Origin of the sequence: Paraburkholderia ferrariae NBRC 106233 (assembly GCF_000685035.1) — a bacterium.
Classification (GTDB): domain Bacteria; phylum Pseudomonadota; class Gammaproteobacteria; order Burkholderiales; family Burkholderiaceae; genus Paraburkholderia; species Paraburkholderia ferrariae.
The window spans coordinates 261,215-279,054 of the sequence record NZ_BAYB01000002.1 but is presented as its reverse complement, the minus strand read 5'-3'; the positions used below and the strand labels follow the sequence as shown (position 1 = coordinate 279,054).

Sequence of the window (17,840 nt, the reverse complement as noted above, 5' to 3'; positions counted from 1 at the left end):
TCGTCGCGCACGGCGTCCCTAGACTCGACATTCCCCAATCCTTGAGTGAGGTCTTTCATGACAGCTCCACGCACTGTCGTCATCACTGGCGCCGGCACAGGCATCGGCGCCGCCTGCGCGAAACGCTTTGCCGATGCCGGGGACCGCGTCGTTCTGATAGGCCGGCGCCGGGCGCCGCTTGAACAACTGGCCGAAGCAACCGGCGGCCTCGTCTGCGCGGCCGACGCGGCCGACACCCACGCCTGGGACGGCATCATCAGGCAGATCCGCGACACGGCGCCCCCCATCGACGCGCTGATCGCCTGCGCGGGCGGCCACGGTCTCGGAACCGCCACGGAAACCGACGATGCCGGCTGGTCGGCTGCGATGCGGCTGAATCTCGACACCGCGTTCGCTAGCGCGCGCGCCTGCCTGCCCGATCTGATCGGGCAGCGCGGTTCAATCGTGCTGGTCGCATCAATCGCGTCGCTCGCCGCAGGACCGGGCGTATGCGGCTACACCACGGCAAAGCACGCGCTGATCGGCCTGACCCGGTCGCTCGCGCGCGATTACGGCCCGCAGGGCGTGCGTGTGAATGCAGTCTGCCCGGGATGGGTTCGCACCCCTATGGCCGACGAGGAAATGCAGCCGTTCATCGATCACTATGGCGACACGCTGGATGCCGCCTACCAGCGCGTATGCGCCAACGTTCCGCTGCGCCGGCCAGCAACAGCGGAGGAAATCGCGGCAATCTGCGCCTTTCTGGCGTCGCCCGCGGCGTCAATCATCACGGGAGCCGCCATCGTTGCCGACGGCGGCTCGTCCATCGTCGACGTGCCCACACTTGCGTATGAGCAACTGACGCAAGACCGCCGCTAGTCGAGCACGGCCGACGTTTCGGGCAGGGTCGCGCCGCCGTCCACGACGATCGTTTGCCCGGTCACGTAAGCCGCGGCGTCGGACGCCAGATACAGCATCGCGCCCGCGATATCGGCGGGCTCACCCAGGCGTCCGAGGGGCACGCTCCGCGCTATACGCGCGTTGAGGGCAGCATCCCCGAGATTGTCCATCGCGGGCGTGCGGATCATGCCCGGCTCCACGCCGTTCACCGTCACGCCTTCCACCGCCAGTTCGAGTGCGGCGGCGCGGATAAAACCGTTGACCCCCGCCTTGGAAGCCGCGTAGTGTGCCAACCCCGGATAAGCGACGCGCGGCCCCGTCACCGAGGAGGTCGCGAGAATACGCCCGCCTCCACGTCGGCGAAATGCCGGCAACGCAGCCTGCGCAAGCCAGAACAGGGCGGCGAGGTTAACCCGCAGGGTCCGATCGAGTATTTCCGGCGTAATGGTTTCGAACGAAGTCAGCGGGAAATACGCTGCATTGTGGATCACGATATCGAGAGCGCCGAATGCCGCCTCAGTTTGTGCGACAAACCCGCTAACCTGTACGGGGTCGGCCACGTCCACCTGCCAGGCACGCGCTGAGCCGCCCGCCTGCGTCAGTTCGCGTGCGGCGGCTTCTGCCGCATCGCCGCGCAAATCACCTATCGCCACGCTCGCACCGCGCGCCGCGAAAGCACGCGCAATGCCGAGGCCGATCCCCTGCGCGGCCCCCGTGACCAGAACGGTCCTACCGGAGAATTCGCACGACCCGTTGGCTTGCCGCTGCATGTCGGCGCGGTTCATTGCGGGTACCGGGTCGTATTCAGCACCTGGGCGAACGCGCCGACGGGGAAGTTCGACAGTGCCCCGAAATTGCTGCCCTGATAACCGAAAATCTTGCCGTCGGTCTTCATGCGTTCGAGGTCTATCATGACCACGCCAAGCGTTGGCACGATCTTTTCGCACCAGACAAACAGATAAAGTTTTTCTGCAATCCGAATCGTATAACAACGGTCCACGTCGGCAAGCCCTGCCTCGACGCCTGCCAGGCATTGCCAGGCGTAGAAATTCTCGTTCAGGTAGACGTGCTCATAACGCTCGGTCGCGCTGTAGGTATACATGTTGCGCATGCCGATCAGTTCGCGCGTCGGTGCATGAAGCTCCGCCGCAGCATGCACACCGTCCGAAACGAGTCGTCCGTGACGGAATTCAGCAGTCACGCTGGTCAGCGGGAGGTTGCGTTCGACACGTGTCAGCGCATCGATATGGGCCTCGGCTTGCGCAGGCAGATGGCCATTCAGGACCGTGCAAAGCGCGAGGCGTTCGTCGATTACCACGCTTGTCGATCCCGGCTTGCCGCCTGCGCCACCGCCGATGAAGTCGATGAAATAGATTCCGGGGCGAATCGACGTCACGCGAGCGGCATGTTCACCGGCTGCGGTCCGAACCCGCTCACCGTCCAATAGGGTGAGCGTTTCCCGAGAGCCATCGGCAAATCCGAGTGTGAACGTGCGGCCGCTCAGATCCTGAACGACGGGAAGAATATTGCTATCGGGCGCGAAACCGTCGGCCAGCGCGCCGACCTGGATAAAAGCGGGTTGAGAAGACATGAATAGGCTCCGTGAAATGAATGGCGCACCGTCCGTTCGTTCGACAGCACTGCCTTGCATAACTTTACGAAGCTACGCGTTCCGGAGTGATCGGTCAAAAGGATGACATCACGCCATCAAACCGGCCTTGTCCGTTCAAGTCCGGCCAGCAACGTGTGCCGTGATCAGTGGCCGAAAGCGCTCCATCATCTTTTCCCGTGCGCGCAAAAGGAGCATCGGAAGATTACGGTGCAGTGAAGCTTCGGCGGAGAAGTCTGACATGGTGGATCACTAGCCTGAAGCGATCCGCGGGAAAACCCGCTGATCGACATTTTCGTTGACGACGCATCTTAACGGGCGCACACTCACTAAGATATTAGTGATTATATCAAGCGAGAAGCTCCGACTCGCGCCGGACGACATCATCCTGACCGGGACACCGGATGGCATCGTCAACGTCGGCGAAGGCGACGAGGTCATCTGCGAAATCGATGGTCTCGGCCGTCTCATCAACACCATTGCGTCCGATTCCGAATTCGGGCTCGCTTCGTAGCTTCGTAACCAGGGTAAGCAACCATGCGTATCGAACATCTGATCAACGGGCGCGTCCATCCCGGACGCGATTATTTCGAGACCGTCAATCCGGCCACCCAGGAGGTCCTGGCCGAAGTCGCGCGCGGGGGTGCCGAGGAAATCGGGCTCGCCGTCTCAGCGGCGAAAGGGGCGTTCCCCGCCTGGGCCGCACAGCCCGCCGCCGACCGGGCGAAGCGGGTGCGCAAGCTGGGAGAGCTGATCGCACAGCACGTCCCGGGAATCGCCCGCACCGAAACGCAGGACACCGGGCAGACGATTTCGCAGACCGGCAAGCAGCTCGTGCCGCGCGCCGCGGACAACTTCAGCTACTTTGCCGAAATCTGTACGGCAGTTGACGGCCATACCTATCCCACCAGCACGCATCTGAATTACACGCTCTATCATCCGGTCGGTGTCTGCGCGTTGATCTCGCCGTGGAACGTGCCGTTCATGACCGCCACCTGGAAAGTTGCACCCTGCCTCGCGTTCGGTAATACGGCAGTGCTGAAGATGAGTGAGCTGTCGCCGCTCACGGCCGCCAGACTCGGCGAACTGGCGCTCGAAGCGGGCATTCCGGCAGGCGTGCTGAACGTGGTGCACGGCTATGGCCACGAGGCCGGCGAGCCGCTTGTCTCGCATCGCGACGTGCAGGCCGTATCGTTCACGGGTTCCACTGCCACCGGCAACCGCATCGTGCAGGCTGCGGGCCTGAAGAAGTTCTCGATGGAACTGGGGGGTAAATCGCCGTTCGTGATCTTCGACGACGCTGATTTTGAGCGCGCGCTCGACGCAGCAGTATTCATGATCTTCTCCAATAACGGCGAACGTTGTACGGCCGGTTCGCGGATTCTGGTGCATCGCTCCATCTATGCGAAGTTCGCCGGGCGTTTCATCGAGCGCGCACAGCGCCTCGTCGTGGGCGACCCGCTCGATGAACACACGATTCTCGGCCCGATGATCAGTCAGGGGCATCTTGCCAAGGTACGCAGCTACATCGAACTTGGCACGAAGGAAGGCGCTACGCTCGCGTGCGGCGGCCTGGACGCACCAGACCTGACCGGTGCACTCGCCCGGGGCAATTTCGTCAGGCCAACCGTCTTTGTCGACGTCGACAACCGCATGCGTATCGCGCAGGAAGAAATCTTCGGGCCGGTCGCCTGCCTGATTCCGTTCGACGATGAAGCCGACGCGATCCGCCTGTCGAACGACATCGCATATGGTCTGTCCAGTTACATCTGGACGGAAAATGCCGGGCGTGCGCTACGCATGGCCGCCGCCGTCGAAGCCGGCATGTGCTTCGTCAACAGTCAGAATGTGCGTGACCTGCGTCAGCCCTTCGGCGGCACCAAAGCCTCCGGCGTTGGCCGCGAGGGCGGCACGTGGAGCTACGAAGTGTTCCTCGAACCGAAGAACGTCTGCGTGTCGCTCGGCTCGCATCATATTCCGCAATGGGGCCGTCAGTGATGAACACCATGACCATTCCTGCCGTCATCCGGGGAGCCGCTCATGGGTGAGCTCGCACTCGTCGCCAAGATTACCCACGTTCCGTCGATGTATCTGTCTGAACTCGATGGGCCGCGCAAGGGCTCCCGCCAGGCCGCCATCGACGGGCATGTCGAAATCGCACGGCGCTGCCGCGAAGCCGGCGTCGATACGCTGGTTGTGTTCGACACGCACTGGCTGGTCAACGCCGGCTATCACATCAACTGCGGAGCCCATTTCAAGGGGCTGTATACCAGCAACGAACTGCCGCATTTCATCAGCAACATGCCGTTCGAGGCACCGGGGAATCCGGCCTTGGGCCATCTGCTCGCACGCGCGTGCAACGAACACGGTGTCGAGACGTTCGCGCACGACGCGACCACCCTCAACCCCGAATACGGCACGCTGGTTCCGCTGCGTTACATGAACGGCGACCAGCACTTCAAGGTCGTGTCGGTGTCGGCGCTCTGTACGTCGCATTATCTCAATGACAGCGCGCGGCTTGGCTGGGCAATGCGCCAGGCAATCGAAACGCACTACGACGGCAAGGTCGCATTCCTTGCAAGCGGCAGCCTGAGCCACCGCTTCGCGCAAAACGGCCTTGCGCCCGACTACGCCTTCCGCATCTGGAGTCCGCTGCTTGAAACGCTCGACCAGCAGGTCGTCGAAATGTGGAAGCGCGGCGATTGGCAGACGTTCTGCGAGATGCTGCCCGAATACGCGACGAAAGGGCATGGCGAGGGTTTCATGCACGATACGGCCATGATGCTGGGTGCACTGGGCTGGTCCCGATACGACAGTCGCGCGGAGATCATCACGCCTTACTTCGGCGCCTCCGGTACCGGCCAGATCAACGCCGTGTTTCCCGTCACGCAGCAAGGCGGCGACAGCATCCCGGGTCCGCAAAGCTCCGCGGCGCAGGGCTATCGCGCCTTTCCGCGCCTGTAAAAATACCGGGAGACTGCTATGCCCCATCTCACGATCCTCTACACGCCAAATCTCGAGCGCCCGGCCGACGAAGGCGGCACGGACATGCAATCGCTTTGTGAGGCGCTCGCCAACACCATGGTCGCCCAGCGCGATGAAGCCGGCCACCCTGTCTTCCCTGTCGGCGGCGTGCGCGTCCTTGCGTATCCGGCCGCGCATGCCGCCGTCGCCGACGGGGGTGCTGCCGGCCGCGCCGCGGGCGGCTCAGGAGAGTACGCGTTCGTCTACCTGAACCTGCGCATGGCGCGTGGGCGAAGTCCTGCCGTCCATGAGTCGGTTGGCAACGCCCTCGATTCATGCGTCAAACATCACTTTGCGCCATTGCTCGCCAGGCGACACATCGGCGTCACGCTGCAAATCGACGAAGGCACCGAGGTCTTCAACTCGCGGACCAGCTCGCTGCACCCGCTATTCCAACGAGGCTGAGCATGCTCACGCAGGACACCATCGAGGCTCTCGCGCGCCGGCTTTACGACGCGCGCAAGACGCGCACGCCACTGAGGCATTTCTCCGCACAGTTTCCCGGCATGACCATCGACTACGGGGCGCTCGGCTCCATCGCGTTCCGCTTCATCTGAGATACCGACCATGCATATCCCGACCAACACCTTCCGCGATTCACTCCGTTCCGGGCAAGCCCGCATCGGGCTCTGGGTGGGACTCGCCGACGCCAACGCCGCGGAACTCCTCGCCACCTGCGGCTTCGACTGGCTCCTGTTCGACGGCGAACATGCACCCAATGACGTGCGCACGGTGCTAGACCAGTTGCGCGCCATCGCGCCTTACCCGGTGCATCCCGTCGTGCGGCCGGTACGGGGAGAGGCCTCGCTCATCAAGCAATATCTCGACATCGGCGCTCAGACCCTGCTGGTGCCGATGATCGACACGGCCGAACAGGCTACACAGATGGTGCGCGCGATGCGCTACGCCCCGGACGGCATTCGCGGGATGGGTGCGGCACTCGCGCGTGCCTCGCGCTGGAACCAGATCGACGACTACCTGAACCTCGCCAACGGCGAGATGTGCCTTCTGGTGCAGGCTGAAACAGCAACCGCCATCGAAAACCTGCAACAGATCGCCGAAGTGGAAGGCGTCGACGGCGTGTTCTTCGGCCCGGCGGATCTCTCGGCGTCAATGGGTTATCGCGGACAACCCAACCACCCAGAGGTGCAGCAGACCATCCTGGACGGTATTCGAACCGTGCGTGCTGCGGGGAAGGCCGTCGGCGTATTGATGGCCAACCGGCAGGTCGCGCAGACCTATCTCGATGCCGGCGCCCAATTCGTGGCCGTCGGTGTCGACACCACCCTACTCGTCCAGTCCGCCTCGGCACTCGCGCAGCAGTTCAAGCGTAGTGCATCGGCACAGGCATCCGATACCTCATCGGCATCCAGCGTTTATTGAACAATGGAAAACAGGGAGTCTCGGGTACCCGAGACTCCCTGTTTCCTCATTCGGCTCCCGGTCGCGGAGCGCGGCAGGCAATCGTTCAGACGAACGATAGATAGTGTTTTGTGAAACCCTCGCTCAGAACCTCCCACACCGTCGAGGTGCCTCGGGTCACAAACCAGCTGTCGCCTGCACTGAAGTGCGAGACCCGCCCCGTGATCTCGTCAGTGATGCGCAGCTCACCCTGGAGCAGCGTTGCCTGCTCGCTGAACGGATAAACCAGACGATATTTTCCCTTCGATGTACCGAAATAGCCGGCACTGACAGGATCGGTCGGCGCGCCAAAGGTCGACTTGCCGAAGGCCTGCACGTCGCCACCTTCAATGATCTCAGCGCCGAGTTCGCTGAAGCTGCCCCACGCGTCCAGATCGGCAATGGCAGTGTTGCGGTTGATAAAGGTAAAGCTCATGATAAAAACCCTTTGACGGTAAACGGCTGGAACTCAACGGCGTCCATGCCAGTAGCCGGAAATCTGGTGCATCGCCTTGCCGAGGCTCACGAGTTGCGCGCGATAACGGTCCTTGCCGCTGATGTCCGCGCGGCTGATTGAACTGAGCAGCTTGTAACGATCCGAGCCGCCGAGGACGCCTTCCGCGAGAATCTTGCAGATGATCTGGCTTGGCGTCACTCCGAATCCACAATACCCTTGCACGAAGAACGCGTTCGGCCGATCCGCCAGGGTACCGATCTGGGGAAACAGGTTGCGCGTGGTAGCCATTGGACCGCCCCACGCGAGATCGATCTTGACGTCGCGCAGATACGGAAACACTTCGAGCATAAGGTGACGGTTCCACGCCTTGAGATCGTCAGGGATCCGCTCGATCACCTGAGTCGACGAGCCGAACATCAGACGGTTGTCGTTGGTGATGCGGTAGTAGTTGATGACCGGGCGGATATCGCTGTAGGCGCCGCGGATCGGGCTGATACGCTCGATCAGTTCATCGCTGAGCGGTTCCGTCACGGAGTTGTAGGCGTAAACATTGATCGTACTGCGATGCAATTCCGGCTCGATCCGGTTGTTGAATCCGTCAACGGCCCAGACCAGCTTGCGTGCCTTGACGCGTCCCTTCGCCGTGCGCACCACAATCGACGAACCATAGGTCACTTCAAGCGCCGGGCTGTACTCGAAAATGCGCACACCATAGATCTCTGACAATGCCTTAGCCTCGCCAAGCAGCAGATTCAGCGAGTGAACATGCCCGCCCCCCATGTGCAACAGTCCGGCCTGGTAGACCTCCGAACCGATGATCTCGCCGACCTCTGCCCCGTCGAGATAACGGATTTCATAAGGCGAGCCGAGCGATCGAAATTCCTTCTCCCAGTTTCGCAGCGTCTTCGCCTGGCGCGCGTTATACGCGAGATAGCCGTAACCGCTGCGAAAGTCCGCATCGATGTTGTATTTCGCGATGCGCTCGCGCATGATCTGCGGTCCAAGGTCGCTAAGCGCGAATATCGCCTGTAGACCATCCTCACCCACATCGGCCTTGATTGCGTCGAGATCGTGGCCAATGCCGGCCATTACCTGCCCGCCGTTTCGACCGGTTCCTCCGAAGCCGAGATAGCGCCCTTCGAGCACCACGGTATCGGTGTTCCCATGTTCGGCCAGTTCGAGCGCCGTATGGATTCCGGAGAATCCACCTCCGATGATGACGACGTCGGCCTCGATATCGCCTTCGAGAGACGGGAAGCTCAGATCGTATTTGCGGGTCGCCGTGTAAAAAGTCGGCGTTTCATCGATATGCATTGACTGCTTCCGTTTCAGAAGTTCACGCGAATGCCGGCCATCGCAGCAAGTTGCCGGTCCGAGTTGCTGTTGACGAGCGTCGGAATCTGCGCGTAATTGGCGGCCCCGCCCGTCGATGCATTGATGCCAAGCCCCGCTCCCGACGCCTTCTGGGCGATCGCCACGAGATATAGCGCTGTGCGCTTCGACAGGGAGTAGTTGGTGCCGAGATTGACCTGGTGGAAATGAGTCGAACCACCGCCGCCCGGTTTCGCGTTGTTGTAGATGTAGGCCGCGCCCACCGTCCATGCCGGCGAGAGGTTGTAGACAGCATTCAGCTCGGCAATATCAAACGAAACATTCTCGCCGTTGGGGCTTGCAGCGCCGGCGAAATACTGGCTGTCCGCAAGACGCGTATGCGTATAGACGGCAGCAAGCGTCGCCTGGCCAATCGCGACCGACCCACCCACACCCCACACCTTGAGCGAAGCTGCGTCCTGCAGGTTGCAGTACATTGCGTCCGCGTTCGAACACGAGAAGTCGCCAACGTAGTTGCTCGCCCCACCGAGCGCCGCGTCGAGCGGCTGGTTTAGCGTCAGGTAGCCAGCACTGAGGGACACCGGTCCATGCGTGTACGCAGCAGCCAGCGCATAGCCGCGCTTCACTGCGAAATTGCCGGCCTGCCCGCCAAAGCTGAACGTGCCGCCAAACGTGAGCCCGCTGAAATCCGCGCTCGTGAACTTCAACGAATTATTGAAGTTGAACGCCTCGTTCAGGTTGTCGACGTCGCCGAGATGCGAGCCGTACTGCGTCGCCCAGCTATTGCTCGAAGCATAGACGCCGAGAAAATCCGAATACGAGTCATACTGTCGCCCCGCGCTCAGCGTGCCGATGCCATCCTTGCTCAGGCCGACCCATGCCTGCCGGTCAAACAGCGAGCCACTCTGCAACATAGCGCCATTACTGCTGAGAAACTGGTTCTCCAGTGCAAATTTCGCGCTGAGTCCGCCGCCGAGATCCTCAGTCCCCATCAGGCCCCAGCGGGACGGAACCAGATTGCCGCCTCCGACCTGCACGCCATGCCCCCCGCTTGTGCTGCCGTTGGCGTTCGTTGTCTGCTGGTTCGTGCTGTAGATAATACCGGCATCCATCGTGCCATACAGCGTGACGCTGCTTTGGGCACACGCTTCGTGAGAAGCCTCAATACATAGGAATGCGAATAAAACCATGGACGTCTGGCGAATCATGATCAAGTCCCTTTGTGTTTGTATTGGTCTACCGTTCGGTGTATCGCGGTGAGTGGACTGTATCGGGCGAAAAAAACACGGGTTAGCGCAAATTGGCAATCCGCATCGACTACGGTGCGAGTCAGCCGCGGCGGCGCGTCTGGGACGGCATCTCGTTAAACAGGGTGCGATATTCCTGCGCGAAGTAGCCGAGGTGCCCGAAGCCCTGTCGATTGGCGGCGTCGCCAATCGACAGCTCCTCCGGGGAGGTTGCACGCAACTGGGCTCGTACCGCGTTCAGGCGGTAAGCGCGCAAATAGCCGACCGGCGTGACGTTCGCCACGCGCTGAAAGCTCGTCTGCAGCGTGCGTCGGCTGCACCGCACAGCCCGGCACAGATCGAGGACGGTCACGGGCTCATCGCCGTGGTGCTGAATGATGCGCTCGCAACGCTTCACGATATCGCTGTAAGTGCGGTGAGTGAGATCGTTGAGCGGCTCGTCGGCTGCGGCCGCCAGCAGGTCGAACAGTTGCCCGAGCAGTTCGTCACGGAACACTTTGCCAAGCACTGGATGTTCGGTCAGGAGCACACTGCGCTCCATCTGGTCCAGATACGGCGCCACGCGTTCGCGCAGAACTGCACCGGACTTCTCCGACATTGGCAGCACGCCGCTACGCAGGCGCCGCAGACTAGCCTCGCCAGCGACCGCAGCGACCATGTCCGTCATGATTTCAACCGGCAAACTCGCGCCAATGAAATGCATGATTTCCTGCGTATGGAAGCAAAACTCCTCGGCTGGCCCCAGCATGAGAAATGCATAGCCATCAACGCCCTGCCCCTGAAACGTTCCGGTGATGGGCTCGTAAAGTGGCAGGCCCAACGAGAAACGCCCGCTGGGCGATATCCCTTGCTGGACAACCCGCCGGTTCGTTTCTTCGCGGAAAAACAGAAAGTCAGGATCGCTAAGTTGCGCCACCCGGCTGTGAAACGCGCCGGGCGTTATCTGTCTGTAAGTCTGGATCCAGCCGTCCACGGCGATCGAATGATCGTGTACATCGTTCAACGACCGGATCAGAAAGCTCATGGCTCGTCCCTCAAACAATCTAATCAATTTCCGGCAAATACATGAACCGCTGGATAGCCCGTCAAACCGTTCAATGCGCGATGCACACCGACTTGGTTTCGGTGAATCCTTCCACAGCATGCCGGCCGAACTCCCGCCCAATGCCCGACTGCTTGAAACCTCCGAACGGCATGCCCGGGTCAAGCGGGACGTGGGTGTTGACCCAGACTGTCCCGGCTTCCATCTCCGGCACCAGATTCAATACGGCCTTCATGTCGTTGCTCCACAAGCTTGCTGCGAGCCCATACGGACTATTGTTGGCCAACCGCACCGCTTCGAGGGGATCGTCGAACGGCATCACTACGAGCACGGGACCGAAAACTTCATCGCGGACGATCGCCGCGTCGGGCGGTGCATCCGCGATAACGACGGGACGGACATAATAGCCCGGCTGCTCGACCGGCTCGCCGCCGGTGAGAAAGCGCAGGCCGTCAGCTCGTGCCTGCGCGATGTGCTGCAGTACGCGATCGCGATGACGCGCGGAAACAAGTGGATTGACTTCGGCCGCGGGGTCAAGCCCTGGGCCCAATGTCATGGAGCGCACGGCATCGGACAGTCCGTCCGCGATCTGGCGGTACTTGCTACGATGTACGTAGATACGCGAAGCGGCCGCACAAACCTGGCCCTGATTGAAAAGTCCCCCGAGCAGGATGCCCTGCACGCCCTGATCGACGTCGACGTCCGCCAGCATCACAGCCGGATTTTTGCCACCCAGTTCGAGTGAAAAGCGCGTCATGTTCTGCACGGCGGCCGTGGCGACCAGTTTGCCGGTCGGCGTCGAACCTGTGAACGAAATCTTGTTGATTCCCGGATGCGCGGCCAACGCGGCACCGCAGACCGTGCCGCCCGTCACCACGTTGAACACGCCCGGCGGCACACCGGCTTCGGTGGCCAGTTCAGCCAGACGCAACGCTGTCAGCGGCGTTTCGGGAGACGGCTTGATCACGATCGAGCAACCGGCAGCGAGAGCTGGCACGAGCTTCCAGATCGCAATCATCAGCGGGAAATTCCACGGCACGATGCCGGCCACGACGCCGACCGGTTCCTTGCGCGTGAACGCTGTATAGCGAGTGCCGGGAGGAACCGGAATCGACACGTCGAGCGTCTCGCCCTCCAGCTTTGTCGCCCAGCCAGCCATGTAACGCACGTACTCGACACTTGCGCCCACCTCCACGCCTCGCGATACGTTGATGGACTTTCCTTGATTCAGGGTCTCAAGTTGCGCGAACTCCTCGGCATGCGCCTCAAGCAGGTCCGCAAGACGCAGCAGGACGCGCTCACGATCCGCGGGGCGCAAACCGCGCCAGACTCGCGTATCGAAAGCGCGGCGCGCACTCGCGACCGCCGCATCGACATCTTGCTCATCTGCGTCGGCCGTGGTCGCCAGACACTCGCCTCTGGCTGGATCGAACACTTCGAGGCGCAGTTTCGAATGAGCGGACACCTGAGCACCGTCGATGAACAGCCCGTGCAGGCGTTCTGCGAACTGGCGGACGGCGGGACTGATCTGCACAAATTCAGGAGAGGTCATGGCAATTGATCGGTAAGGGACGACCGTTCGGGATCGGGCGCCTGTGCAATATCCGATCAATAGTACCGATCGCGGATCGGCAAGCGTTATCACAAATCGGCAGCCCCCCGAAAACCACGGGAATACCCTCCTCGCTCCGCCAGCCGTAATACGTCTACGCGTACGCTCCTCGCCGCTGGCACACGTTTACGACGGGCAAACGCGTCTTCCGTGCTGGCGTTCAGCGTCCTCAGATGAGCTTGCCATCGACGACTGTCAATTCGCTTACACTCACGCCAGACGCCCCTCGCGTGCAGCGGCGCTTCATCTACCGAGAGGACCGTTTCTGTGTCCCCGTATACTTCCCCTCGACCTTGCGCCCCTTGCTCTTCAATCGCCCCCGTAGAACCTCCCGCCACCGGTTGGCGGTGTCCTCCCGAAGGCGCCCCGCATCGAGCGCATAATGCCAGGCACACCCAAGTTTCATCCGAAGCCGCGACGCGAGCATGGGCGTGCCCCGGTACGACTCGAGGAAATCAAACGCCTGTGCACGGGTGATGGTCGCCGCGCACATATCTGCAATCGGTCCCAGCATCGCCTTGAAGATGCGCGCGACCTCGACCGCCCCCTTCGTCTTGCGGTTCACCTCCACGTACCCTTCAAGATAGTCGCGACAGAACTGCTTGACGGTGTAATCCATCTGGTGATGGACGAGCTGCCGCGCATTCTTTCTTTCGACGCAGAGCGGAGACGGAGAGCTCCGCGCCAGTATCACGCTCGGTGCGGTTCTTCTCCCACGCAGCGATCGCTGCTGCGAACGCCATCGCCGGCCATTCGCCAGGTTTCACCTGTCGCATCCGGCCGTCAACGGGTAACTTGTAGCGATACGTCCGCGACTTGCGGCTCGTCGAAGCCTGCAGGCGTAGTCCCGGAAATCCCAAAGGTCATGTGCTCCCCGCAGGGCAGCCTGGCCGCGACACGTGCATCAAAGCGCATTTGTCCCTCGGCGTAGGTTTTCTTCACAATGGCCCAAAAACCTACGCCGAAGTTCCGTTAGTTACCAGCACCATTAGACGTATCTGGCTGACCTCGGACGGGACTGGAATTTCTACTATTCGTTTTCTTCAAAGTAATGCCCGAACTTCACCTGCTTCGTGCGGATATACCGCTCATTCTCTTCCCGCGTCGGAATCGCCAGCGCCACACGCTCCAGCACCGGAATGCCGTGCTGCGAAAGCGTGTCGAACTTCTTCGGATTGTTGCTCATGAGTCGCACCGACGACACCTTCAGCAACCTCAGGATCGCCGCCGCCGAATCGTATTCGCGCGCGTCGTCGGGCAGCCCGAGGTCGAGGTTGGCTTCCACGGTGTCGCGGCCCTGCTCCTGCAGCGCATAGGCGCGAATCTTGTTCGACAGGCCGATGCCGCGGCCTTCATGGCCACGCAGGTAGAGCAGCACGCCACGGCCTTCGGCCGCGATGTAGCGCAGCGCGAGGTCGAGCTGTTCGCCGCAGTCGCAGCGGTAGGAGCCGAGCACGTCGCCGGTCAGGCATTCGGAGTGCAGGCGCGCCAGCACGGGCTCGCCGTTCCCCACGTCGCCCATCACGAGCGCGAGATGCTCCGCGCCGCCGTCCTTCACCCGGTAGACGTAGGACGTGAACGTGCCGTAACGGGTCGGCAGCGAGGCGGTGGCGTCGAGCACGACGCATTCGTTGGGGTGATCGCCGTCCGTGCAGGACGACTCAGGAAGCGTAGGCATGATGTGAAACAGGTAACTGGCGAAAAGGGCACACGGCCGCATTGAGGTATGGAACCGGAGTTTACCGTCATTTCGCCGCCCTCGCCGCCCGCGCCACCGGCTGCTGCGCACCCTCGCGCAACTCCCGACGCCGCAACACGGACCCTCAGCCTATACTGGAGGGGCTTTTCGGCGGCACAAAAGGCGCACGGCGCTGCGTGCTGCGCCGCGCCATGACCGAAGGACGAACTGAAGGAAAGGGAGTCGCCCTATGACGAGCGTTGCACAAGTACTTAAATCGAAGCCGGAACAGGTGGTGCACACGATAGCCGCCTCCGACTCCGTCTATAACGCAATCCGCCTGATGGCAGACAAGCAGATCGGCGCGCTGGTGGTCACCGACGCCGGCGCGATCGTCGGTATCGTTACCGAGCGCGACTACGCGCGCAAAGTCGTACTGATGGACCGCTCTTCGAAAACCACCGCGGTGAGCGACATCATGAGCCCGCACGTGCGCTTCGTGCAGCCCGAGCAAACCACCTACGACTGCATGGCGCTCATGACCGAGCGGCGCATGCGCCACCTGCCGGTGCTGCAAGACGGCCAGTTGATCGGGATGGTGTCGATCGGCGACCTCGTGAAGGAAATCATTGCCGAGCAGCAGTTCACGATCTCGCAACTCGAGCACTACATCACGGGCGGCCCGGGCACCTGACGCAACCCCTGCGGCACCCTCCGGCGACGGCGCGAGAAAAAAAGCCCAATCCAGCCGGGTTGGGCGAAGCCGCCTTCCGGCGGCGGAGGTTCCACGCATGAAACTCGCGCTAGACGACGCGCACACGCGTGCAGCGGGGGGCGGGCGGCCTATCGGGGCGGGCGTCATGCCGCCCCGGCCGCTTGGGACCTACGGAATTCGCCGCAAATCACGAACGAATCACCAGTGAATCACCAGCGAATCCGCGGCGGATCGGTCGCCGGTCAGTTGCCGAAGTAGACGGAGTCGGCCGGGCGCATCGTCGCGGGCCGGCCGGACTGCGTCGTGCCTTGCATCGGTGCGCCGTAGCCGCTCGTGTCGGCGGCGGGGGCTTGCGCCACGCCTTCTTGTTGCGAAACGCGCGCTTCGGCCGCCTGGATGTCCCTCGGATAAGTGGCGTCGTCAGACGTGGCCGGGTTGTAACCGGCCTGTTCCAGTTGCACCAGTTCGCCCTTCACTTGCGCACGCGTAAGGGGAACGTTGCCGCTGGTATCGGCGGCCTGAGCGAAAGCAAAAGCCGGAGCGGCAGCCAGGGTGGCCACGAGCGCGGCCTGAATTAGCGTACGGGACTTCATGATCACTTACCTCCTTCACTTGTTGTCGGCCCGCCGCGCCGCGCTTGCCCTACAGCCAATGCGCGCGAAACGGAACCCGTGATTCCAGTGTATTGAGACAAGAGATCAGGGCAAATACCTATTTGCCAAAAATACAGTTTCGGCTGGGGCAACAATGCAGACCGCAGCGCTCCGGCCAGCTTCAGACCCCGCCGGCAAGCAGCCGGCGCGGGCCGCTCACGTACGGGCTGCCGGCTTCGAAGAAGCGCAGCGGCCGCCCGGTTTCGCGGGACAGGCCAATGCGCGTCGTCACGCCGACAGGCCGCGCCGGTTCGTCCACACGCCCGATCCAGAGGCCGTGTCCGCGGCACAGATCCACGCCGTCGAATGCCGCGCCAATGCCGAACGCCTGGGTAAGACGGCCCGGCCCGCGCGCGAGATCGCGCGGCGGCACGCCGGACCTGAGCGCCGCCATCTGCGCCAGCCCCTCCAGCGGCTCGACCGCGCGCACCAGCACGCCCGCGCCGGTTTCCGCTGCCTCGCTCGACATGTTGAGCATGTACGAACTGCCGTAGGTGAGCCGCACATAGGCGTGGCCGCGTTCGAGGAACAGCGACGCGTTCCAGGCCCGCCGGCCGATGAACGCGTGGCTGGTCGAATCGCCCACCGGGTAGGCTTCCATTTCCACGATGCGCCCGCTCATGCGGCCGGCGGCCAGGTCGTGGACCAGATATTTGCCCACCATGAAGCGCGCTAGCTCGACGGTATCCACGGGCAGGTCCGCGCGTCGCAGCGGGACGATGCGCAGCCGCGCCGCGGCGGCCGTCCGCGTGCGTGCCGCTACAGGCGCGGGCGCGGGTACAGCGGCGCCCTCGCCCGACGACAGTCGCTCGCTTGCTGCCTTGCTCAAACGCGCCGCCATCGCCCGCGCCCTCAGCGTGACGCCTGCGTCTGCGCGCGCAGCTTCACCACGTCCCGCACGCCCACCGCCCCGGCGTCGTTGTTCCACCCGGCGCGGATAAAGGTGAGGACATCGGCGACCTGGCGATCGGTCAGCACGTTGCCATAGGCCGGCATGGGGTACGGCGCCGGAATGCCCTGGATCACGAGATCGCCCGTGCCGTTCAGCGTGACGTTGATGAGCGACGACGCGTCTTTCTCCAGCACGTTCGGATTGCCGGCGAGCGGGGCAAGCATGGGGGCGAAGCCGCGTCCGTCCGTGCCGTGGCAATGCATGCAGTACGCGGTGTAGACGCGGGCGCCCGCATCGTCTGCCGGGCGCGAGAGCGAGACCTTCGTCGCCTGCGGATCGTAGGCGTAGGCCGGGCCGCCATCGCCGCCCGCGGCCGGCAGCGATTTCAGGTACGCCGTCATCGCGCCGATGTCGGCGTCGCTCATCGCCTGGGTGCTGTTGTTGATCACGCTCGTCATCGCGCCGAACGCCGATGCGTGCTGGTTCGCCCCCGTCTTCAGGAATTGCGCGAGGTCCGTTTCGCTCCAGCGCCCGAGGCCCGTGTTGTGCTCGCCCGTCAGGTTCGACGCGAACCAGCCGTCGAGCAGCGCGCCCGTGAGGTAGTCGTCGCCGCTTTCGTCGAGCGCCTTCTCGTTGAACGCGATGCCGCGCGGCGTGTGGCACGAGCCGCAGTGCCCGAGGCCCTGCACGATGTACGCGCCGCGGTTCCACGCCACGTCCTTGCCCGGCTTGTCCCGATACACGCCCTTGTCGAGAAACAGCGCGTTCCAGATCTTGAGCGGCCAGCGCATGTTCATCGGCCACCTGATGTCCGAGTCGCGGTTGGGCTGGCTGACCGGCTGCACGCCGTGCATGAAATACGCGTAGAGCGCGGCCACGTCTTCGTCGCGCACCTTCGCATACGAGGGGTAAGGCATGGCCGGATACAGGTTGTGGCCGTCCTTCGCCACGCCCTCGCGCAGCGCCCGCGCGAAGTCCTCTTCCGTGTAGTTGCCGATGCCGGTGGCCGGGTCGGGCGTGATGTTGGTCGTGTAGATACGGCCGAGCGGCGTGCTCATCGGCAGGCCGCCCGCGAACGGCTTGCCGTGCGGCGCCGTGTGGCAGGCCGCGCAGTCGCCTGCCGCCGCGAGGTAGGCGCCGCGCTGGACGGCATCGGCATCGCCCGCGGCGGGCGTTGCGGCGTTGGCCGCCTGGCCGGGCGCGAAGGCAAGCGCCGTGAAAGTCGCGAAGGTGGCGAACATTGCGACCGTTGCAAGCGCCGCGCGGGCAGTACGGCGCGCAAGCGATGCCGGGAGTACG

At 63.0% G+C, this 17,840-nt stretch carries 19 protein-coding genes and 2 pseudogenes; 8 read left to right on the top strand and 13 right to left on the bottom strand.

Annotated elements, in window-relative coordinates; all coding sequences use genetic code 11:
* The first annotated feature begins 57 nt into the window (after positions 1-57).
* On the top strand, positions 58-858 hold the full coding sequence (locus BFE01S_RS01555; protein ID WP_028224075.1) for an SDR family NAD(P)-dependent oxidoreductase: 801 nt from the start codon (positions 58-60) through the stop codon (positions 856-858).
* Here BFE01S_RS01555 and BFE01S_RS01550 read toward each other — a convergent pair.
* The 3 genes and pseudogenes from BFE01S_RS01550 to BFE01S_RS46455 form a co-directional block, all read right to left on the bottom strand.
* Positions 855-1,664, bottom strand: a complete 810-nt coding sequence (locus tag BFE01S_RS01550) for an SDR family oxidoreductase (protein WP_028224074.1) — start codon at positions 1,662-1,664, stop codon at positions 855-857. The two genes, BFE01S_RS01555 and BFE01S_RS01550, sit on opposite strands and share 4 nt — an antisense overlap.
* Positions 1,661-2,470 carry a MoaF C-terminal domain-containing protein gene (locus BFE01S_RS01545; RefSeq protein WP_028224073.1) on the bottom strand — a complete coding sequence of 270 codons (810 nt, stop codon included), beginning with the start codon at positions 2,468-2,470 and terminating at the stop codon, positions 1,661-1,663. The genes BFE01S_RS01550 and BFE01S_RS01545 overlap by 4 nt, the downstream gene beginning before the upstream one ends.
* Positions 2,471-2,623: 153 nt before the next feature.
* A pseudogene (locus tag BFE01S_RS46455) lies at positions 2,624-2,686 on the bottom strand (homoprotocatechuate degradation operon regulator HpaR); the annotation flags it as partial.
* A gap of 163 nt (positions 2,687-2,849) precedes the next feature.
* Between BFE01S_RS46455 and BFE01S_RS42430 the strand changes: the two are divergent.
* From BFE01S_RS42430 to hpaI, 6 genes and pseudogenes are all read left to right on the top strand, one after another.
* A pseudogene (locus tag BFE01S_RS42430) lies at positions 2,850-3,002 on the top strand (fumarylacetoacetate hydrolase family protein); the annotation flags it as partial.
* Positions 3,003-3,025: 23 nt separating this feature from the next.
* Complete coding sequence (gene hpaE / locus BFE01S_RS01535) at positions 3,026-4,486, top strand: 5-carboxymethyl-2-hydroxymuconate semialdehyde dehydrogenase (RefSeq protein ID WP_028224072.1); 1,461 nt, start codon at positions 3,026-3,028, stop codon at positions 4,484-4,486.
* Positions 4,487-4,528: 42 nt separating this feature from the next.
* A complete protein-coding gene (hpaD, locus tag BFE01S_RS01530) occupies positions 4,529-5,452 on the top strand; it encodes a 3,4-dihydroxyphenylacetate 2,3-dioxygenase (RefSeq protein ID WP_028224071.1) in 924 nt (307 codons plus the stop codon).
* A gap of 18 nt (positions 5,453-5,470) precedes the next feature.
* Positions 5,471-5,917 (top strand): 5-carboxymethyl-2-hydroxymuconate isomerase, encoded by a 447-nt coding sequence (locus BFE01S_RS01525; protein WP_028224070.1) that lies wholly within the window; start codon positions 5,471-5,473, stop codon positions 5,915-5,917.
* A 2-nt stretch (positions 5,918-5,919) separates the two neighbouring features.
* Positions 5,920-6,069: a hypothetical protein gene (locus tag BFE01S_RS43825; RefSeq protein WP_174464438.1), complete on the top strand. Its 150-nt coding sequence runs from the start codon at positions 5,920-5,922 to the stop codon at positions 6,067-6,069.
* Between the two features lie 10 nt (positions 6,070-6,079).
* Positions 6,080-6,895: a 4-hydroxy-2-oxoheptanedioate aldolase gene (hpaI, locus tag BFE01S_RS01515; protein WP_028224069.1), complete on the top strand. Its 816-nt coding sequence runs from the start codon at positions 6,080-6,082 to the stop codon at positions 6,893-6,895.
* 85 nt (positions 6,896-6,980) lie between these two features.
* On the opposite strand, the gene BFE01S_RS01510 is transcribed toward hpaI, so the two are convergent.
* From BFE01S_RS01510 to ribA, 7 genes are all read right to left on the bottom strand, one after another.
* A complete protein-coding gene (locus tag BFE01S_RS01510) occupies positions 6,981-7,349 on the bottom strand; it encodes a cupin domain-containing protein (RefSeq protein WP_028224068.1) in 369 nt (122 codons plus the stop codon).
* Between the two features lie 33 nt (positions 7,350-7,382).
* Positions 7,383-8,684 (bottom strand): NAD(P)/FAD-dependent oxidoreductase, encoded by a 1,302-nt coding sequence (locus tag BFE01S_RS01505; protein ID WP_028224067.1) that lies wholly within the window; start codon positions 8,682-8,684, stop codon positions 7,383-7,385.
* A 14-nt stretch (positions 8,685-8,698) separates the two neighbouring features.
* A complete protein-coding gene (locus BFE01S_RS01500) occupies positions 8,699-9,892 on the bottom strand; it encodes a porin (protein WP_042337059.1) in 1,194 nt (397 codons plus the stop codon).
* Between the two features lie 139 nt (positions 9,893-10,031).
* The gene (locus BFE01S_RS01495; protein ID WP_028224065.1) at positions 10,032-10,973 is read right to left on the bottom strand and encodes a helix-turn-helix domain-containing protein; all 942 of its coding nucleotides are present in this window, start codon (positions 10,971-10,973) and stop codon (positions 10,032-10,034) included.
* A gap of 70 nt (positions 10,974-11,043) precedes the next feature.
* Positions 11,044-12,543 carry an aldehyde dehydrogenase family protein gene (locus BFE01S_RS01490; protein WP_028224064.1) on the bottom strand — a complete coding sequence of 500 codons (1,500 nt, stop codon included), beginning with the start codon at positions 12,541-12,543 and terminating at the stop codon, positions 11,044-11,046.
* 307 nt (positions 12,544-12,850) lie between these two features.
* The gene (locus BFE01S_RS45495) at positions 12,851-13,222 is read right to left on the bottom strand and encodes a hypothetical protein (RefSeq protein ID WP_028224063.1); all 372 of its coding nucleotides are present in this window, start codon (positions 13,220-13,222) and stop codon (positions 12,851-12,853) included.
* 411 nt (positions 13,223-13,633) lie between these two features.
* Entirely contained in the window at positions 13,634-14,281 is a 648-nt protein-coding gene (gene ribA, locus BFE01S_RS01480; RefSeq protein WP_042337058.1) for a GTP cyclohydrolase II, read from the bottom strand.
* Between the two features lie 250 nt (positions 14,282-14,531).
* Between ribA and BFE01S_RS01475 the strand changes: the two genes are divergently transcribed.
* The gene (locus tag BFE01S_RS01475; RefSeq protein ID WP_028224061.1) at positions 14,532-14,975 is read left to right on the top strand and encodes a CBS domain-containing protein; all 444 of its coding nucleotides are present in this window, start codon (positions 14,532-14,534) and stop codon (positions 14,973-14,975) included.
* A 263-nt stretch (positions 14,976-15,238) separates the two neighbouring features.
* On the opposite strand, the gene BFE01S_RS01470 is transcribed toward BFE01S_RS01475, so the two are convergent.
* The 3 genes from BFE01S_RS01470 to BFE01S_RS01460 all read right to left on the bottom strand — a co-directional run bounded on the left by BFE01S_RS01470 (position 15,239) and on the right by BFE01S_RS01460 (position 17,782).
* Positions 15,239-15,589: a DUF4148 domain-containing protein gene (locus BFE01S_RS01470; RefSeq protein WP_028224060.1), complete on the bottom strand. Its 351-nt coding sequence runs from the start codon at positions 15,587-15,589 to the stop codon at positions 15,239-15,241.
* 181 nt (positions 15,590-15,770) lie between these two features.
* On the bottom strand, positions 15,771-16,376 hold the full coding sequence (locus BFE01S_RS01465; RefSeq protein ID WP_028224059.1) for a DNA-3-methyladenine glycosylase: 606 nt from the start codon (positions 16,374-16,376) through the stop codon (positions 15,771-15,773).
* 125 nt (positions 16,377-16,501) lie between these two features.
* Positions 16,502-17,782: a cytochrome c gene (locus tag BFE01S_RS01460; RefSeq protein ID WP_028224058.1), complete on the bottom strand. Its 1,281-nt coding sequence runs from the start codon at positions 17,780-17,782 to the stop codon at positions 16,502-16,504.
* Positions 17,783-17,840: the final 58 nt, after the last annotated feature.

What these genes read in the sequence shown, in the direction of transcription:
- BFE01S_RS01470 (WP_028224060.1), bottom strand. Translation starts at nt 15,589, where the DNA reads ATGAAGTCCCGTACGCTAATTCAGGCCGCGCTCGTGGCCACCCTGGCT.
- BFE01S_RS01505 (WP_028224067.1), bottom strand. Translation starts at nt 8,684, where the DNA reads ATGCATATCGATGAAACGCCGACTTTTTACACGGCGACCCGCAAATAC.
- hpaE (WP_028224072.1), top strand. Translation starts at nt 3,026, where the DNA reads ATGCGTATCGAACATCTGATCAACGGGCGCGTCCATCCCGGACGCGAT.
- BFE01S_RS01500 (WP_042337059.1), bottom strand. Translation starts at nt 9,892, where the DNA reads ATGGTTTTATTCGCATTCCTATGTATTGAGGCTTCTCACGAAGCGTGT.
- BFE01S_RS43825 (WP_174464438.1), top strand. Translation starts at nt 5,920, where the DNA reads ATGCTCACGCAGGACACCATCGAGGCTCTCGCGCGCCGGCTTTACGAC.
- BFE01S_RS01495 (WP_028224065.1), bottom strand. Translation starts at nt 10,973, where the DNA reads ATGAGCTTTCTGATCCGGTCGTTGAACGATGTACACGATCATTCGATC.
- BFE01S_RS01475 (WP_028224061.1), top strand. Translation starts at nt 14,532, where the DNA reads ATGACGAGCGTTGCACAAGTACTTAAATCGAAGCCGGAACAGGTGGTG.
- BFE01S_RS01550 (WP_028224074.1), bottom strand. Translation starts at nt 1,664, where the DNA reads ATGAACCGCGCCGACATGCAGCGGCAAGCCAACGGGTCGTGCGAATTC.
- BFE01S_RS01525 (WP_028224070.1), top strand. Translation starts at nt 5,471, where the DNA reads ATGCCCCATCTCACGATCCTCTACACGCCAAATCTCGAGCGCCCGGCC.
- BFE01S_RS01545 (WP_028224073.1), bottom strand. Translation starts at nt 2,470, where the DNA reads ATGTCTTCTCAACCCGCTTTTATCCAGGTCGGCGCGCTGGCCGACGGT.
- hpaD (WP_028224071.1), top strand. Translation starts at nt 4,529, where the DNA reads ATGGGTGAGCTCGCACTCGTCGCCAAGATTACCCACGTTCCGTCGATG.
- BFE01S_RS01490 (WP_028224064.1), bottom strand. Translation starts at nt 12,543, where the DNA reads ATGACCTCTCCTGAATTTGTGCAGATCAGTCCCGCCGTCCGCCAGTTC.
- ribA (WP_042337058.1), bottom strand. Translation starts at nt 14,281, where the DNA reads ATGCCTACGCTTCCTGAGTCGTCCTGCACGGACGGCGATCACCCCAAC.
- BFE01S_RS01555 (WP_028224075.1), top strand. Translation starts at nt 58, where the DNA reads ATGACAGCTCCACGCACTGTCGTCATCACTGGCGCCGGCACAGGCATC.
- BFE01S_RS01510 (WP_028224068.1), bottom strand. Translation starts at nt 7,349, where the DNA reads ATGAGCTTTACCTTTATCAACCGCAACACTGCCATTGCCGATCTGGAC.
- BFE01S_RS45495 (WP_028224063.1), bottom strand. Translation starts at nt 13,222, where the DNA reads ATGGATTACACCGTCAAGCAGTTCTGTCGCGACTATCTTGAAGGGTAC.
- BFE01S_RS01460 (WP_028224058.1), bottom strand. Translation starts at nt 17,782, where the DNA reads ATGTTCGCCACCTTCGCGACTTTCACGGCGCTTGCCTTCGCGCCCGGC.
- hpaI (WP_028224069.1), top strand. Translation starts at nt 6,080, where the DNA reads ATGCATATCCCGACCAACACCTTCCGCGATTCACTCCGTTCCGGGCAA.